This is a genomic window from Enterobacter sichuanensis (genome assembly GCF_002939185.1).
Taxonomy (GTDB): domain Bacteria; phylum Pseudomonadota; class Gammaproteobacteria; order Enterobacterales; family Enterobacteriaceae; genus Enterobacter; species Enterobacter sichuanensis.
This window is the reverse complement of the sequence record NZ_POVL01000003.1, coordinates 153116-168205: the sequence shown is the minus strand read 5'-3', so window position 1 is coordinate 168205 and position 15090 is coordinate 153116. Positions and strand designations below refer to the sequence as shown.

General features: G+C 55.5%; 17 protein-coding genes. 14 read left to right on the top strand and 3 right to left on the bottom strand.

Annotation, left to right across the window (positions count from 1 at the left end):
- Window positions 1-25 precede the first annotated feature (25 nt).
- The 10 genes from rseA to acpS all read left to right on the top strand — a co-directional run bounded on the left by rseA (window position 26) and on the right by acpS (window position 8752).
- On the top strand, window positions 26-676 hold the full coding sequence (rseA, locus tag C5687_RS02910) for an anti-sigma-E factor RseA (RefSeq protein ID WP_025757638.1): 651 nt from the start codon (window positions 26-28) through the stop codon (window positions 674-676).
- Window positions 676-1629: a sigma-E factor regulatory protein RseB gene (gene rseB, locus C5687_RS02905; RefSeq protein ID WP_104556378.1), complete on the top strand. Its 954-nt coding sequence runs from the start codon at window positions 676-678 to the stop codon at window positions 1627-1629. The genes rseA and rseB overlap by 1 nt, the downstream gene beginning before the upstream one ends.
- On the top strand, window positions 1626-2102 hold the full coding sequence (gene rseC / locus C5687_RS02900; protein WP_045284608.1) for a SoxR-reducing system protein RseC: 477 nt from the start codon (window positions 1626-1628) through the stop codon (window positions 2100-2102). Before rseB ends, rseC begins: the two co-directional genes overlap by 4 nt.
- A 185-nt stretch (window positions 2103-2287) precedes the next feature.
- Window positions 2288-4087, top strand: coding sequence for a translation elongation factor 4 (lepA, locus tag C5687_RS02895; protein WP_025757641.1), 1800 nt, complete (start codon window positions 2288-2290; stop codon window positions 4085-4087).
- A 15-nt stretch (window positions 4088-4102) separates the two neighbouring features.
- Window positions 4103-5077 carry a signal peptidase I gene (gene lepB / locus C5687_RS02890; RefSeq protein WP_045284607.1) on the top strand — a complete coding sequence of 325 codons (975 nt, stop codon included), beginning with the start codon at window positions 4103-4105 and terminating at the stop codon, window positions 5075-5077.
- Between the two features lie 222 nt (window positions 5078-5299).
- Complete coding sequence (rnc, locus tag C5687_RS02880; RefSeq protein WP_003860711.1) at window positions 5300-5980, top strand: ribonuclease III; 681 nt, start codon at window positions 5300-5302, stop codon at window positions 5978-5980.
- Window positions 5977-6882, top strand: a complete 906-nt coding sequence (gene era / locus C5687_RS02875) for a GTPase Era (protein ID WP_025757643.1) — start codon at window positions 5977-5979, stop codon at window positions 6880-6882. The genes rnc and era overlap by 4 nt, the downstream gene beginning before the upstream one ends.
- Before the next feature lie 17 nt (window positions 6883-6899).
- Window positions 6900-7607 (top strand): DNA repair protein RecO, encoded by a 708-nt coding sequence (gene recO, locus C5687_RS02870; RefSeq protein WP_045284606.1) that lies wholly within the window; start codon window positions 6900-6902, stop codon window positions 7605-7607.
- 33 nt (window positions 7608-7640) lie between these two features.
- Window positions 7641-8372, top strand: a complete 732-nt coding sequence (pdxJ, locus tag C5687_RS02865) for a pyridoxine 5'-phosphate synthase (protein ID WP_104556377.1) — start codon at window positions 7641-7643, stop codon at window positions 8370-8372.
- On the top strand, window positions 8372-8752 hold the full coding sequence (gene acpS, locus C5687_RS02860) for a holo-ACP synthase (protein WP_025757647.1): 381 nt from the start codon (window positions 8372-8374) through the stop codon (window positions 8750-8752). Before pdxJ ends, acpS begins: the two co-directional genes overlap by 1 nt.
- On the opposite strand, the gene C5687_RS02855 is transcribed toward acpS, so the two are convergent.
- Both C5687_RS02855 and C5687_RS02850 read right to left on the bottom strand, forming a co-directional pair.
- On the bottom strand, window positions 8749-9009 hold the full coding sequence (locus C5687_RS02855; RefSeq protein WP_025757648.1) for a YfhL family 4Fe-4S dicluster ferredoxin: 261 nt from the start codon (window positions 9007-9009) through the stop codon (window positions 8749-8751). The genes acpS and C5687_RS02855 overlap by 4 nt on opposite strands.
- A 46-nt stretch (window positions 9010-9055) precedes the next feature.
- A complete protein-coding gene (locus tag C5687_RS02850; protein ID WP_104556376.1) occupies window positions 9056-9904 on the bottom strand; it encodes a MurR/RpiR family transcriptional regulator in 849 nt (282 codons plus the stop codon).
- A 118-nt stretch (window positions 9905-10022) separates the two neighbouring features.
- Between C5687_RS02850 and murQ the strand changes: the two genes are divergently transcribed.
- Genes murQ through tadA form a run of 4 tightly spaced genes read left to right on the top strand, consistent with a single transcriptional unit; the run spans window position 10023 to window position 13492 of the window.
- Window positions 10023-10916 (top strand): N-acetylmuramic acid 6-phosphate etherase, encoded by an 894-nt coding sequence (gene murQ / locus C5687_RS02845; protein ID WP_094918369.1) that lies wholly within the window; start codon window positions 10023-10025, stop codon window positions 10914-10916.
- Window positions 10917-10927: 11 nt separating this feature from the next.
- Window positions 10928-12289, top strand: coding sequence for a PTS transporter subunit EIIC (locus C5687_RS02840; protein WP_104556375.1), 1362 nt, complete (start codon window positions 10928-10930; stop codon window positions 12287-12289).
- A gap of 3 nt (window positions 12290-12292) precedes the next feature.
- Window positions 12293-12928: a phosphatidylglycerophosphatase C gene (gene yfhb / locus C5687_RS02835; protein WP_025757653.1), complete on the top strand. Its 636-nt coding sequence runs from the start codon at window positions 12293-12295 to the stop codon at window positions 12926-12928.
- Between the two features lie 24 nt (window positions 12929-12952).
- On the top strand, window positions 12953-13492 hold the full coding sequence (tadA, locus tag C5687_RS02830) for a tRNA adenosine(34) deaminase TadA (RefSeq protein WP_032672482.1): 540 nt from the start codon (window positions 12953-12955) through the stop codon (window positions 13490-13492).
- Here tadA and mltF read toward each other — a convergent pair.
- Window positions 13380-14930, bottom strand: coding sequence for a membrane-bound lytic murein transglycosylase MltF (mltF, locus tag C5687_RS02825; RefSeq protein WP_104556374.1), 1551 nt, complete (start codon window positions 14928-14930; stop codon window positions 13380-13382). The two genes, tadA and mltF, sit on opposite strands and share 113 nt — an antisense overlap.
- Window positions 14931-15090: the final 160 nt, after the last annotated feature.

The following is a 15090-nucleotide window of genomic DNA, read 5'->3' as shown; positions in this document are numbered from 1 at the left end:
CGGGATACTGGAAAAGGTATTAGGCATGCAGAAAGAAAAACTTTCCGCTTTAATGGATGGTGAAACGGTAGATAATGAGCTGCTCAACGAGCTGTCTCATTCTCCCGAAATGCAAGAGACCTGGGAGAGTTATCATCTCATCCGTGACACCCTTCGCGGTGATACCGGCGAGGTTCTCCATTTCGATATCTCAGCACGCGTCATGGCGGCAATTGAGAATGAGCCTGTTCATCAGACCACTCCGCTGATTCCTGAAGCTCAACCCGCGCCCCACCAGTGGCAGAAAATGCCATTCTGGCAAAAGGTGCGTCCGTGGGCCAGCCAGCTTACCCAAATGGGTGTGGCTGCATGCGTATCGCTTGCAGTTATCGTTGGCGTCCAGCACTATAATGCTCAATCTGAAACTAATCAGCAGCCAGAAGCGCCAGTGTTTAATACACTGCCGATGATGGGCAAAGCCAGCCCGGTCAGTCTGGGCGTACCGGCTGATGCTTCCGCCAGCGGCGGCCAGCAACAGCAGGTCCAGGAGCAGCGCCGTCGCATTAATGCGATGTTGCAGGATTACGAGTTGCAGCGTCGTCTGCACTCTGAACAGCTTCAGTTTGAGCAGGCGCAAACACAGCAAGCCGCTGTGCAGGTGCCCGGAAACCAAACTTTAGGAACGCAATCGCAGTAATGAAGCAACTTTGGTTCGCCATGTCTCTGATGGCGGGTAGCCTGTTCTTCTCTGCCAACGCCTCGGCTGATGTTTCATCCGGGGCGTTGTTGCAGCAAATGAATCTGGCCAGCCAGTCACTCAATTACGAGTTGGCATTTATCAGCATTAACAAGCAGGGCGTCGAATCGTTACGCTATCGCCATGCCCGTCTTGATAACCAGCCACTCGCCCAGCTTTTACAGATGGATGGTCCGCGTCGTGAAGTGGTCCAGCGTGGTAACGAAATCAGTTATTTCGAGCCAGGCCTGGAGCCTTTTACGCTGAATGGCGACTACATCGTTGATTCTCTGCCGTCACTGATTTACACCGACTTTAAACGGCTTGCTCCTTACTACGATTTTATTTCGGTAGGGCGTACACGTATCGCGGACCGGTTGTGCGAGGTGATCCGCGTGGTTGCCCGGGACGGAACGCGCTACAGCTATATTGTCTGGATTGACGCGGAAACCAAACTCCCCATGCGTGTAGATCTGCTCGACCGTGACGGTGAAACGCTGGAACAGTTCCGCGTGATCTCCTTCGGCGTGAACAACCAGGTTGGTAACAGCATGCAGAATCTGGCGAAAGCCAGCCTGCCGCCACTGCTTTCTGTTCCGGCCGGGGATTCCGTGAATTTCAACTGGGTACCGTCATGGATCCCACAAGGGTTTAGTGAGGTTTCCAGCAGCCGTCGGCAGTTGCCAACGATTGAAACGCCAGTGGAATCGCGTCTCTATTCCGACGGGTTGTTCAGCTTCTCGGTGAATATTAATCGCGCAACGGCAAACAGCGCCGAACAGATGCTGCGCACCGGGCGTCGTACGGTCAGTACCACGGTACGCGATAACGCTGAGATCACCATTGTGGGCGAGCTTCCCCCGCAAACGGCGAAGCGCATTTCCGACAGCATTAAATTCAGGACCGCACAATGATTAAAGAGTGGGCTACGGTCGTCTCGTGGCAGGATGGCATTGCGCTGGTGAGCTGTGATGTAAAAGCCTCATGTAACAGTTGTGCCTCCAGAGCCGGTTGCGGTAGCCGCGTGCTGAATAAGCTCGGGCCGCAAACTACGCACACGATTTCTGTGCCAAGTGAGCAACCGCTAATGGCAGGGCAGAAGGTAGAGCTGGGTATTGCCGAAGGGAGCTTGCTCAGTTCCGCGATGCTGGTTTATCTCTCTCCGCTGGTCGGGCTGTTTATTATGGGCGGCCTGTTCCAGATGCTGTTTGCTACCGATGTGGCCGCCATGTGCGGTGCTGCACTGGGTGGCGTGGGTGGATTTTGGCTTGCCAAAGGTCTCTCTCCGAAGCTCGCGACGCGTGAGGAGTGGCAGCCTGTCATTCTCAGCGTTGGCCTGGCGCCAGACCAGCTTCGCGTTGAAACGCTCTCTTCTGAGGCCCGGTGATCCATCGGGCTTCATCATTTTTTACGTCCTTAAACAGAAAACGTCCTTTCTTCACGCTATACCTGTCTCTAAGTGCATTTCCAGGTAGCGAGGATGTAGTGTAGAATGCTGCGTTTTCGCACTGAAAAACGTCAGGCTAAGAACAGCGGCCTCCAGGAATTCGTAAGGCATAATTATTTAACTATATGAAGAACATACGTAACTTTTCGATCATTGCTCACATTGACCACGGTAAGTCGACGCTGTCTGACCGTATTATCCAGATTTGCGGTGGCCTGTCTGATCGTGAAATGGAAGCCCAGGTTCTGGACTCCATGGACCTGGAACGCGAACGCGGTATTACCATTAAAGCGCAGAGCGTCACGCTGGATTACAAAGCGGCTGATGGCGAAACCTATCAGCTGAACTTTATCGACACCCCAGGCCACGTTGACTTCTCCTATGAGGTTTCACGCTCGCTGGCGGCCTGTGAAGGCGCGCTGCTGGTGGTCGATGCCGGGCAGGGCGTAGAAGCCCAGACCCTGGCAAACTGCTACACCGCGATGGAAATGGATCTTGAAGTTGTGCCGGTTCTGAACAAGATCGACCTGCCAGCCGCCGATCCTGAGCGCGTAGCGGAAGAGATTGAAGATATTGTCGGCATTGACGCGACCGACGCTGTGCGCTGCTCGGCGAAAACCGGTGTCGGCGTGACCGACGTGCTGGAACGCCTGGTGCGTGATATTCCGGCCCCGGAAGGCGATCCGGATGCTCCACTGCAGGCGCTGATTATCGACTCCTGGTTTGATAACTATCTGGGCGTTGTCTCCCTGGTGCGTATTAAAAACGGCACCCTGCGTAAAGGCGACAAAATCAAGGTAATGAGTACCGGACAGGTCTACAACGCCGACCGTCTGGGTATTTTCACGCCAAAACAGGTCGATCGTACCGAGCTGACATGCGGCGAAGTAGGCTGGCTGGTCTGCGCCATCAAAGACATCCTCGGCGCGCCAGTGGGCGATACCCTGACCGGTGCACGTAACCCGGCAGAAAAAGCGCTGCCAGGCTTTAAAAAGGTCAAACCGCAGGTTTACGCGGGCTTGTTCCCGGTCAGCTCTGACGACTATGAAAACTTCCGTGATGCGCTCGGCAAACTGAGCCTGAACGATGCCTCCCTGTTCTACGAGCCAGAAAGCTCAACGGCGCTGGGCTTCGGCTTCCGCTGCGGCTTCCTCGGTCTGCTGCACATGGAGATCATTCAGGAGCGTCTGGAGCGTGAATACGATCTGGATCTGATCACCACCGCACCGACGGTAGTGTATGAAGTTGAAACCACGTCGAAAGAGGTAATCTACGTCGACAGCCCGTCCAAGCTTCCGCCGCTGAACAACATTCATGAGCTGCGTGAGCCAATTGCAGAGTGTCATATGCTGTTGCCGCAGGAGTACCTGGGTAACGTCATTACGCTGTGCGTTGAGAAGCGTGGCGTGCAGACCAACATGGTTTACCACGGTAACCAGGTGGCGCTGACCTATGAAATCCCGATGGCGGAAGTAGTTCTCGATTTCTTCGACCGTCTGAAGTCGACCTCCCGTGGCTATGCGTCGCTGGATTACAACTTCAAGCGCTTCCAGGCCTCCAACATGGTACGTGTGGACGTGCTGATCAACGGTGAGCGTGTGGATGCGCTGGCGCTGATCACTCACAACGACAATGCGCCATACCGTGGTCGCGAGCTGGTTGAGAAGATGAAAGATCTGATCCCACGCCAGCAGTTTGATATCGCGATCCAGGCGGCCATCGGCAACCACATCATCGCGCGTTCTACCGTGAAACAGCTGCGTAAAAACGTTCTGGCGAAATGTTATGGCGGTGACGTCAGCCGTAAGAAAAAGCTGCTCCAGAAGCAGAAAGAAGGTAAGAAGCGTATGAAGCAGGTCGGTAACGTCGAGCTGCCGCAGGAAGCATTCCTTGCCATCCTTCATGTTGGTAAAGACGGCAAATAACCCTAAGGAGTTGGCATGGCGAACATGTTTGCCCTGATCCTGGTCATTGCTACCCTGGTGACAGGTCTGTTGTGGTGTCTGGATAAGTTTATCTTCGCCCCAAAACGTCGCGAACGTCAGGCTGCCGCGCAGGCAGCCACTGGTGACGGGATTGACGCGAAAACCCTGAAAAAAGTTGGCCCGAAACCGGGCTGGCTGGAAACAGGCGCCTCAGTCTTTCCGGTGCTGGCGATTGTGCTGGTGGTACGTTCGTTTATTTACGAGCCGTTCCAGATCCCATCCGGTTCCATGATGCCAACGCTGCTGATTGGCGATTTTATTCTGGTAGAGAAGTTTGCCTACGGCATTAAAGATCCTATCTACCAGAAAACGCTGATCGAAACCGGTCATCCGAAACGCGGCGACATCGTGGTGTTCAAATATCCGGAAGATCCGCGCCTGGACTACATCAAGCGCGCGGTAGGTCTGCCGGGTGATAAAGTGACCTACGATCCGGTTGCGAAGGAAGTCACCGTTCAGCCTGGCTGCAGCTCCGGTACCGCGTGTGAAAATGCGCTGCCAATCACCTACTCCAACGTTGAGCCAAGCGATTTTGTGCAGACTTTTGCCCGTCGTAACGGCGGTGAAGCGACCAGCGGGTTCTTCCAGGTCCCGAAAGGCGAAACCAAAGAGGACGGTATCCGTCTGGTTGAACGCAAAGAGACGCTGGGGGATGTGACTCATCGCATCCTCACTGTGCCGATCGCGCAGGATCAGCTGGGTATGTATTACAAACAGCCAGGCCAGCAGCTGGCGAGCTGGATCGTACCGCCTGGACATTACTTCATGATGGGTGATAACCGCGATAACTCTGCGGACAGCCGTTACTGGGGCTTTGTGCCGGAAGCGAATCTGGTTGGTAAAGCAACCGCGATCTGGATGAGTTTTGAGAAGCAGGAAGGCGAATGGCCGACCGGCGTACGCCTGAATCGTATTGGCGGAATCCATTAATTCTCATTAAAAGAACACGTAGCCGCGTTATTTCGCGGCTACGTGAATTATTTCCACGATAAATCTCTTCGAACTAACGACATCCCCTGTCGTTGTGTATAGAATATTCCCCCGAAGTTTAAGGTTGGCCCTGCAAGGGTGCCACGGCACACGAAACCGCGTTGGTTTTCTCAGGTCGGTTTCGTGTGCTGCATTTTTGACGCATTCATTTATTGGTATCGCATGAACCCCATCGTAATTAATCGGCTTCAACGGAAGCTGGGCTACACTTTTCATCATCAGGAGTTGTTGCAACAGGCATTAACCCACCGCAGTGCCAGCAGCAAACATAATGAGCGTCTCGAGTTTTTAGGCGACTCTATTTTAAGTTTCGTGATTGCGAATGCGCTTTATCATCGTTTCCCGCGCGTGGATGAAGGTGATATGAGCCGCATGCGTGCCACGCTGGTTCGGGGTAATACCCTTGCGGAAATCGCGCGTGAATTTGAACTGGGCGAATGTCTGCGTCTTGGGCCGGGTGAACTGAAAAGCGGCGGCTTCCGTCGTGAATCTATTCTTGCCGATACGGTCGAAGCATTAATTGGTGGTGTGTTCCTGGACAGCGATATCCAGACCGTAGAAAAGCTGATCCTCAACTGGTATCAGACCCGCCTGGACGAAATCAGCCCGGGCGATAAACAAAAAGATCCGAAAACGCGTCTGCAGGAATATTTGCAGGGTCGTCATCTGCCGCTGCCATCGTATCTGGTGGTGCAGGTTCGTGGCGAAGCGCACGATCAGGAATTTACCATCCATTGCCAGGTCAGTGGCCTGAGTGAACCGGTGGTGGGCACAGGTTCAAGCCGCCGTAAGGCTGAACAGGCTGCCGCCGAACAGGCGTTAAAAATGCTGGAGCTGGAATGAGCATCGATAAAACCTATTGCGGATTTATTGCCATCGTCGGACGTCCGAACGTTGGCAAATCCACCCTGTTAAATAATCTGCTCGGGCAGAAGATTTCCATTACCTCGCGTAAGGCGCAGACCACGCGTCACCGCATCGTGGGCATCCATACGGAAGGCGCGTATCAGGCGATCTACGTCGATACCCCTGGCCTGCATATGGAAGAGAAGCGTGCCATCAACCGTCTGATGAACAAGGCGGCGAGCAGCTCCATTGGCGACGTAGAGCTGGTGATTTTCGTTGTTGAAGGGACCCGCTGGACGCCGGACGACGAGATGGTGCTGAACAAACTGCGTGACGGCAAAACGCCGGTCATCCTCGCGGTCAACAAAGTTGACAACGTGCAGGAAAAGGCCGACCTGCTGCCGCATCTGCAGTGGCTGGGCAGCCAGATGAACTTCCTCGACATCGTTCCGCTGTCCGCTGAGACCGGCCTGAACGTGGATACCATCGCGGGTATTGTGCGTAAGCACCTGCCGGAAGCGATTCACCACTTCCCGGAAGACTACATCACCGACCGTTCTCAGCGCTTTATGGCGTCTGAAATCATCCGTGAAAAGCTGATGCGTTTCCTGGGCGCTGAACTGCCGTACTCTGTGACGGTGGAGATCGAGCGTTTCCAGAGCAACGAGCGTGGCGGCTACGACATCAATGGCCTGATCCTCGTTGAGCGTGAAGGGCAGAAGAAGATGGTGATCGGCAACAAAGGCGCCAAGATCAAAACCATCGGTATTGAAGCCCGTAAAGATATGCAGGAGATGTTCGAAGCGCCGGTTCACCTCGAACTGTGGGTGAAAGTGAAATCTGGCTGGGCCGATGATGAGCGTGCTCTGCGCAGCCTCGGTTACGGCGAAGACCAGTAACCTAAGACGACGAGCATATGGATGGATGGCAGCGTGCCTTTGTCCTTCATAGTCGTCCCTGGAGCGAAACCAGCCTTATGCTGGACGTCTTCACGGAAGAGTCGGGTCGTGTGCGCCTTGTTGCCAAAGGCGCACGTTCTAAACGTTCTAATCTGAAAGGCGCCTTACAGCCTTTCACGCCGCTGCTGGTTCGCTTTGGCGGGCGTGGGGAAGTGAAAACCCTGCGCAGTGCCGAAGCCGTCTCCCTGGCGCTCCCCCTTTCCGGTATCACACTCTATAGCGGTCTGTACGTCAATGAACTCATCTCACGAGTTCTGGAACATGAGACGCGCTTCTCTGAACTGTTTTTCGATTATCTGCACTGTATCCAGGCCCTGGCTGGCGCAACCGGCTCGCCTGAACCCGCCCTGCGTCGTTTTGAACTGGCCCTGCTGGGCCACCTGGGTTACGGTGTTGATTTTCTTCATTGCGCGGGCAGTGGGGAAGAGGTTGATGAGACGATGACCTATCGCTATCGCGAAGAAAAAGGATTTATCGCCAGCGTTGTGATTGATAACAATACCTTTACCGGACGCCAGCTCCGGGCGCTGTATGAGCGTGAGTTTCCCGACCAGGACACCCTGCGCGCAGCAAAACGCTTTACCCGGATTGCGCTCAAGCCGTATCTTGGCGGCAAGCCCTTAAAGAGCCGCGAATTATTCAGGCAGTTTATGCCGAAACGTTAGACCACAGAATCGAAAAGAAAACCGAGGATTGTCATGGCTGAATTACTGTTAGGCGTCAACATTGATCACATCGCCACACTGCGTAATGCGCGCGGCACAGCGTATCCCGATCCGGTTCAGGCGGCGTTTATCGCTGAACAGGCTGGCGCCGACGGCATTACCGTTCACCTGCGTGAAGATCGCCGCCATATTACTGACCGCGACGTGCGCATTCTGCGTCAGACGCTGGATACCCGCATGAATCTCGAGATGGCGGTCACCGAAGAGATGCTGACCATTGCCTGCGAAACCCAGCCGCATTTCTGCTGCCTGGTGCCGGAAATGCGTCAGGAAGTGACGACCGAAGGTGGTCTGGATGTTGCCGGCCAGCTCGATAAAATGCGCGATGCCTGCAAACGCCTGGCGGATGCCGGTATCCTGGTGTCTCTCTTTATTGACGCCGATTTCACCCAGATTAAAGCGGCGGCCGACGTGGGCGCGCCGTATATCGAAATTCACACTGGCTGCTACGCCGATGCCAAAAACGATGAAGAGCAGGCTAAAGAGCTGGAGCGTATCGCAAAAGCCGCGACTTACGCCGCGAGCCTGGGGCTGAAGGTTAACGCCGGACACGGTCTGACCTACCACAACGTGAAAGCCATTGCCGCCCTGCCGGAAATGCATGAGCTGAATATCGGCCATGCGATCATTGGCCGTGCGGTGATGAGCGGCCTGAAAGAGGCGGTCTCAGAAATGAAACGCCTGATGCTGGAAGCGCGTCAGTAATGGCCATTCTGGGCTTAGGCACCGATATCGTTGAAATAGCCCGCATTGAAGCGGTGATCGCCCGCAGTGGCGATCGCCTCGCAAGACGCGTGCTGAGCGATAACGAATGGGCTATCTGGGAAGCGCATCAGCAGCCGGTGCGTTTTCTGGCGAAGCGCTTTGCGGTCAAAGAGGCCGCCGCCAAAGCCTTCGGAACCGGCATTCGTAACGGTCTGGCGTTTAACCAGTTTGAGGTGTTTAACGATGAGCTGGGTAAGCCACGCCTGCGTTTATGGGGCGAGGCGCAAAAGCTGGCAGAAAGGCTGGGCGTGAATCACATGCACGTGACGCTTGCCGATGAACGGCACTATGCCTGCGCGACGGTGATTATTGAAAGCTAGAGTTTGTCCGCATGGTGCATCAGAACAAACTTATCCCATAACTGCTCTTCGCTCTCAACGTGTGCCGGATCCTTCAGGATGGTATTCGGGATCGGGCACACTTTCTGACAGGTCGGCGTTTCATAGTGGCCGACGCACTCAGTGCAGCGGTCGCTGTTAATCTCATAAATGCTGTCGCCCATCGAAATGGCCTGGTTCGGACACTCCGGTTCGCACATATCGCAATTGATGCATTTTTTGGTAATTAACAGCGCCATCAGGAAATTCTCAGAAACAACACAAACTGGGCGGGCATTATACGCGTCAAACCAGTTTCTTTACCAGTTCTTCACTGTGACGAATACGATCTGGCGCATGCTCCAGATCCTGTTGCACCAGCGCCATAAACAGCAGGTCGGTCAACATCATTTGCGCACTCGTCGAGGAGATCGCGGCGCTGCGCGTGGCCTGCTCTTCTGCAATGGTATATAAACAGCGCGTAGCCCGTTGCTGCAGGGCATTTGGCGTAAAACCGGTAATCGCCAGAACTTTACCGCCGACGCGCAGGGCTTCATCGGTGGCCATATTGATTTCACGGCGCTCGCCGGAATAGGAGATCGCCAGCAGCAGATCGTCAGGATCCATCGCCTGTACGGTCGCCAGCAGGGCGTGCATATCCTGCTCGACGATGGCGTTAAGCCCAATTTTTGTCAGCTTCCAGCCAAAGTTACGCGCCACCAGTCCGGACGCGCCGATGCCGGTCAGTATGATACGCCGTGCCCCACGTAGCATCGCCACGCTCTCCAGCAACTTCTCTTCCGTATTCACGTCAAGCGTCGCATGCATCGCCGCGACGTTCTCCTTGATCAGCTTTTCGCCCACCAGCCGCATCGGATCATCACCGCGGATCTGATTATGCAACGGCATAGACTGCGGGTTGGGGTTGCTTGCCAGCGCTTCACTGATCGCCAGCTTCAGGGCGGGGAACCCCTTAAAACCAATCTTCTGGGCAAATTTCACCACGCTTGACTGGCTCACCCCGGCTTCGCTCGCCAGCTGCTGCGAGCTGAGATGACGCGCGCGATCGGGTTGAGAAAGCAGAAAATCCGCCAGCTTTTTGTCGCTTTGAGCAAAGCCTGCATAACGCTGGCGAATGCGAATTAAACAGTTCATAGGTTCTCCTGGCGAAAATGTGATTGTCTGCGCAAATACGAATAGTGCTCGCCTGAATGAATTTTATATTCCATTATAGTGAGATTATTATGAATTAAAAATTCTAGAGGTACAAAAAATGAATCTGGGCTCACTTGTTTCAGAAACCCGTAACCCGCAAACCATGGATCTGGATGCTCTCTCCACGCTGGAGCTGGTTAACCGCTTTAATCAACAGGATACGCTGGTCGCGCAGGCAGTGAAAGAGACATTACCCGAGGTGGCGAAAGCAGTTGATGCGGCAGCGGCGGCGCTCAAAGCCGGGGGGCGCATCATCTACATGGGAGCCGGAACCAGCGGACGTCTTGGGGTGCTGGATGCCTCTGAGTGTCCACCAACCTTTGGGGTGCCGCACGGCCTGGTGGTCGGGTTGATCGCAGGGGGACCTGGTGCGCTGCTGAAAGCCGTTGAAGGGGCGGAAGATAATAAACAGCTGGGGGAGGATGACCTGAAGGCGCTGAACCTGACGGCGCAGGATCTGGTGGTCGGGCTGGCGGCCTCCGGGCGCACGCCATACGTCATTGGTGGTCTGGAGTACGCTAAACAGACAGGCTGCACGACGGTGGCCATCTCCTGTAATCCGGGCTCACCGATTGCCCAGGTGGCGGCTATCGCCATCTCGCCGGTTGTCGGGCCGGAAGCGCTCACCGGATCCACACGCCTGAAATCAGGTACCGCGCAAAAGCTGGTGCTCAATATGATCTCCACCGGCGCGATGGTGAAATTTGGCAAGGTGTATCAGAACCTGATGGTGGATATGCAGGCCACCAACGTCAAGCTGGTGGACAGAGCCTGTCGCATGGTGATGGAAGCGACGGGCGCCAGCCGTGAAGAAGCTGAAGCGGTCCTCAAACAGACCGATCATGACGTTAAACCGGCCATTCTGATGATCTTAAGCGGGCTGGATGCGGCGGCGGCGAGAGCCCGACTCGACGCGCATCATGGCTTCTTACGGGCGGCACTAGAAAACTAACAGAGGCGTGTATGGACAAAACAGCAGCGCTCGCCAGCGATATCCTGCAGGGGATTGGTGGGGAAAAAAATATTCAGCGTCTCGAAAACTGCATGACGCGCGTGCGCGTCGAGGTGCATAACGACGACCAGCTTGATGTGCCGCGTCTGAAGCAACTCTCCGGCGTCAGCGGCTACGTAAAACAGGGTGAGCAACATCAGCTTATCGTCGGGCCGGGAAAAGCGGCGCAGGTTGTTGATGCCATGCGTGCGCTGATGGGCGGTGGGGCGAGCGTGTCGATGGACGATGCTGAACGCACCAAAGCGCAGGCGAAGGCCAAATACAAAGCCCCCATGAGCGATGCGCTGCGACAGCTGGCAAACGTCTTTATTCCGCTGATCCCGGCGTTTATTGCCTCGGGACTGATCACCGGGATCATCAATATCCTCAAGCGACCGGATATTGTGGGGGATTTCGCCACGCAGTATCCAAATCTGTTGGGTATCCTTGGGATCTTCGGCAGCGCGGTGTTTGCCATCATGAACATTCTGGTCGGGGTCAATACCGCGAAGGTGTTTGGCGGCTCGCTGGCCATGGGTGGGGTGATGGCGGGGATCTTGTCCAGCCCGCAGCTGGCGCAGATAACCCTGTTCGGTGAGGCGCTGCAGCCGGGGCGCGGCGGGGTGATTGCGGTGCTGCTGGTGGTCATCCTGATGTGCTGGATCGAGAAAAGGCTTCGCGCGGTTCTGCCGGGCTCCATCGAGCTTATCCTGAACCCGCTGCTAACCACGCTCATTACCGGTAGCGTCGCGGTAGTGGCTCTCCAGCCGTTAGGCGGGTGGATCTCTGAAGCCATTGCCCACGGTGCGTCGCTGGCGATTGACCGTGGCGGCCTGTTAGTGGGGGCGGTGCTGTCAGGTACCTTCCTGCCGCTGGTACTGACCGGCCTGCATCAGGGGCTGGTACCGATCCACGTCGAGCTGGTTCAGGCGCATGGCTATAACGCGCTGCTGCCTATTCTGTCGATGGCGGGGGTAGGGCAGGTCGGCGCGGCGATTGCCGTACTGATGAAAACCCGCAATGCACGTCTGAAAAAAGTGATTAAGGGCGCTCTTCCGGTCGGACTGCTCGGTATTGGCGAACCGCTGATTTTTGGCGTCACGCTGCCGCTGGGCAAACCGTTCCTTGCTGCATGTCTGGGCGGTGCGGTAGGCGGGGCGCTGATCAGCTACTGGAAAGTCGCCACCGTGATCACCTTTGGACTTTCCGGTTTACCGCTGGCGTTAACCATCGTCACCGGAAAAGTCATGCTCTATCTGTTAGGCTATTTAGTAGCAGTGATCGCCGGGTTCCTGTTTACCTGGCTGTTAGGCTTCAACGACCCAGAGGAGTAAGGTTTGGCAAAGCACGCGCGTCGCATTGTCTTTTTTGACCTGGATGGAACGCTGCATCAGCAGGATATGTTTGGCACGTTTATGCGTTACCTGCTGCGGCGTCAGCCTTTGAATGCGCTGCTCGTATTACCGCTCTTACCGGTGATCGGTATCGCGCTGCTGGTGAAAGGTCGTGCCGCGCGATGGCCGATGAGCCTGCTGCTCTGGGGATGCACGTTTGGCCACAGCGAAGCGCGGCTCAAACAGCTTGAGCAGGATTTTGCCCACTGGTTTCGCGGCCATGTCGCCGCGTTTCCTGTCGTACAGGCGCGCCTCACCGGTTACCTCGACGCCAACGATGCCGACATCTGGCTGATTACCGGCTCGCCGCAGACGCTGGTGGAACAGGTCTATTTTGATACCCCCTGGCTTCCCCGCGTCAACCTTATCGCCACGCAAATAGCGCGGGGTTACGGCGGCTGGGTGCTGACCATGCGCTGTCTGGGGCATGAAAAGGTTGTGCAACTGGAGAAACGCATCGGTACGCCGCTGCGCCTGTACAGCGGCTACAGCGACAGCAAACAGGACAACCCGCTGCTCTATTTCTGCCAGCATCGCTGGCGCGTCACTCCCGCGGGCGAACTTCAGCAACTCGAATAGTCTTATCCATAAGGGGTGTGTATAATGCCGCCCGCTTTTCGAGTGGAGTATCAACCGTTGCCAAACCCTGAATACAGTCATGAATACTGGATGCGCCACGCGCTTACGCTCGCGCAGCGTGCCTGGGACGAAGGCGAAGTGCCCGTGGGCGCCGTGCTGGTTCACAACAATCAGGTGATTGGCGAAGGGTGGAACCGCCCGATTGGACGCCACGATCCGACCGCTCATGCCGAAATCATGGCGCTTCGCCAGGGCGGTCTGGTGCTGCAAAACTATCGTCTGCTTGATACCACGCTGTATGTCACGCTTGAGCCGTGTGTGATGTGTTCCGGTGCGATGGTACACAGCCGGATCGGTACCCTGGTCTTTGGCGCGCGGGATGAAAAAACCGGTGCGGCCGGTTCACTGATGGACGTGCTGGGTCATCCTGGAATGAACCACCAGGTGAAGACTATCGGTGGGGTACTTGCACCAGCGTGTTCGGCGCTATTAAGCGATTTCTTTCGAATGCGTCGTCAGCAGAAAAAGCAACAAAAGGCAGAATTGAAGCGCTCGGACGATTAAGCTCGTCCGGCGCCACGACCGGGTAACTTTCTGCCAGCTGTTTTGCCTCTGTTGCCTCTTTCTCTTTCTCCAGCAGATATCCGACCAGGCTAATCTGATATTTACGGATATTTTCCACGTAGGCGTACGCTTCATGGCCGCGCGCGTAACCGTATGTCAGCTTGTTATACCAGGGCTTCTGGCTCAGCAGCGGCAGGCGCTGTTTTACGTCTGACCAACTGTCGGGGTTACCTTTGGTTTTCGCCGTCAACGTGCGTGCATCCAGCATATGCGCGTAGCCCATATTGTAAGCCGCCAGCGCAAACCAGATCCGCTCTTCTTCCGGCACCGTTTCCGGTACTTTAGCCATCATATCCTGCAGGTAGCGCGCGCCGCCGCTGATGCTCTGCTCGGCATCGGTACGGTCATTCACGCCCAGGCTCAGCGCGGTATTTTTGGTTAACATCATCAAACCACGTACGCCAGTCGGAGACGTGGCCTGGGTATCCCAGTGGGATTCCTGATACGAAATAGCCGCCAGCAGTTTCCAGTCAATTTCCTGGGCGTATTTTTCGAACAGCGGTTGCAGGTCCGGCAGGACGCTGTCTACCGCGCGCAGGAAACTGCGGGTGTCAACGTAGTCAAAGTCATCACCATGGCCGAGGTACTTCTCTTCGAGACGCGCCAGGGTACCGTCTTCATTGATGGTGTTGAAGAAATCGAGCATCGCAACAGAGAGGGTCTGGTCGTTGTCAAGCTGGGTAAACCAGGTGACCGGCTGTTCGTCGGTGACGTCCAGCGCCACGGCGATTTCAGGATGCACGCGCTGGAAAAGGCTGATCGCGACCGAATCGGCGATGGTGTACGGCACTTTCTGATCTTTAACCTGCTCCAGCAGCTCCGTCGTGCCGAGTTTCGCCTCCACCGTCCAGCTCAGGTCCGGGTATTTCTTCTCCTTGAGTTCGCGCAGATCGTCAATCACCACATGGCCTGGGGCAATCGTCAGCTGTCGATCGTTAATCGACGCCAGCGAGCGCGGACGCTGGCTCCCGACACGATAGACAAGCTGTTGCGAAACGGAGTAGTAGGTCGGGCCCGGCTGATAGTTCTTGCTGCGCTCGCTGTTATACACCAGCCCGGCGGCGAGGATGTCGGCATCGTCGTTGTCGAGGTCATCAAACAGCTGGTTGATATTCTGACGGACGGTGATTTTAAGCTTCACGCCAAGATAACCGGCGAACTGTTGCGCCAGTTCATAATCCAGACCAATGATTTTGCCGTTGATGTCGCTGTAAATCAGCGGAGAGTTGAGGGTACTGACGCGGAGTTCCCCCCGCTCCTGAATGGCGGCGATACGGTTTTCGGCTTTACCGAACCAGGGGATGGAAGGCCAGAGGGCCACTGCCAGCAGCAACGTCACAATGCCGATGAGCAGATAATTAATCTTTAATTTTTTCAATTAGTTAATTCTCTGCGACGCCGGTTGCCTCAGTCTGCTGTAGCCATGTTAACAATAAGGTTTGCCATTGAATGAGCGGCATTTTGCGTAAACTTGCGCCACTTGGCAACCAATTAGAGAGACAGGTCACAACTATTGTTAAAAGGCGACGTCGATTTTA

What these genes read in the sequence shown, in the direction of transcription:
- rseA (WP_025757638.1), top strand. Translation starts at nt 26, where the DNA reads ATGCAGAAAGAAAAACTTTCCGCTTTAATGGATGGTGAAACGGTAGAT.
- rseB (WP_104556378.1), top strand. Translation starts at nt 676, where the DNA reads ATGAAGCAACTTTGGTTCGCCATGTCTCTGATGGCGGGTAGCCTGTTC.
- rseC (WP_045284608.1), top strand. Translation starts at nt 1,626, where the DNA reads ATGATTAAAGAGTGGGCTACGGTCGTCTCGTGGCAGGATGGCATTGCG.
- lepA (WP_025757641.1), top strand. Translation starts at nt 2,288, where the DNA reads ATGAAGAACATACGTAACTTTTCGATCATTGCTCACATTGACCACGGT.
- lepB (WP_045284607.1), top strand. Translation starts at nt 4,103, where the DNA reads ATGGCGAACATGTTTGCCCTGATCCTGGTCATTGCTACCCTGGTGACA.
- rnc (WP_003860711.1), top strand. Translation starts at nt 5,300, where the DNA reads ATGAACCCCATCGTAATTAATCGGCTTCAACGGAAGCTGGGCTACACT.
- era (WP_025757643.1), top strand. Translation starts at nt 5,977, where the DNA reads ATGAGCATCGATAAAACCTATTGCGGATTTATTGCCATCGTCGGACGT.
- recO (WP_045284606.1), top strand. Translation starts at nt 6,900, where the DNA reads ATGGATGGATGGCAGCGTGCCTTTGTCCTTCATAGTCGTCCCTGGAGC.
- pdxJ (WP_104556377.1), top strand. Translation starts at nt 7,641, where the DNA reads ATGGCTGAATTACTGTTAGGCGTCAACATTGATCACATCGCCACACTG.
- acpS (WP_025757647.1), top strand. Translation starts at nt 8,372, where the DNA reads ATGGCCATTCTGGGCTTAGGCACCGATATCGTTGAAATAGCCCGCATT.
- C5687_RS02855 (WP_025757648.1), bottom strand. Translation starts at nt 9,009, where the DNA reads ATGGCGCTGTTAATTACCAAAAAATGCATCAATTGCGATATGTGCGAA.
- C5687_RS02850 (WP_104556376.1), bottom strand. Translation starts at nt 9,904, where the DNA reads ATGAACTGTTTAATTCGCATTCGCCAGCGTTATGCAGGCTTTGCTCAA.
- murQ (WP_094918369.1), top strand. Translation starts at nt 10,023, where the DNA reads ATGAATCTGGGCTCACTTGTTTCAGAAACCCGTAACCCGCAAACCATG.
- C5687_RS02840 (WP_104556375.1), top strand. Translation starts at nt 10,928, where the DNA reads ATGGACAAAACAGCAGCGCTCGCCAGCGATATCCTGCAGGGGATTGGT.
- tadA (WP_032672482.1), top strand. Translation starts at nt 12,953, where the DNA reads ATGCCGCCCGCTTTTCGAGTGGAGTATCAACCGTTGCCAAACCCTGAA.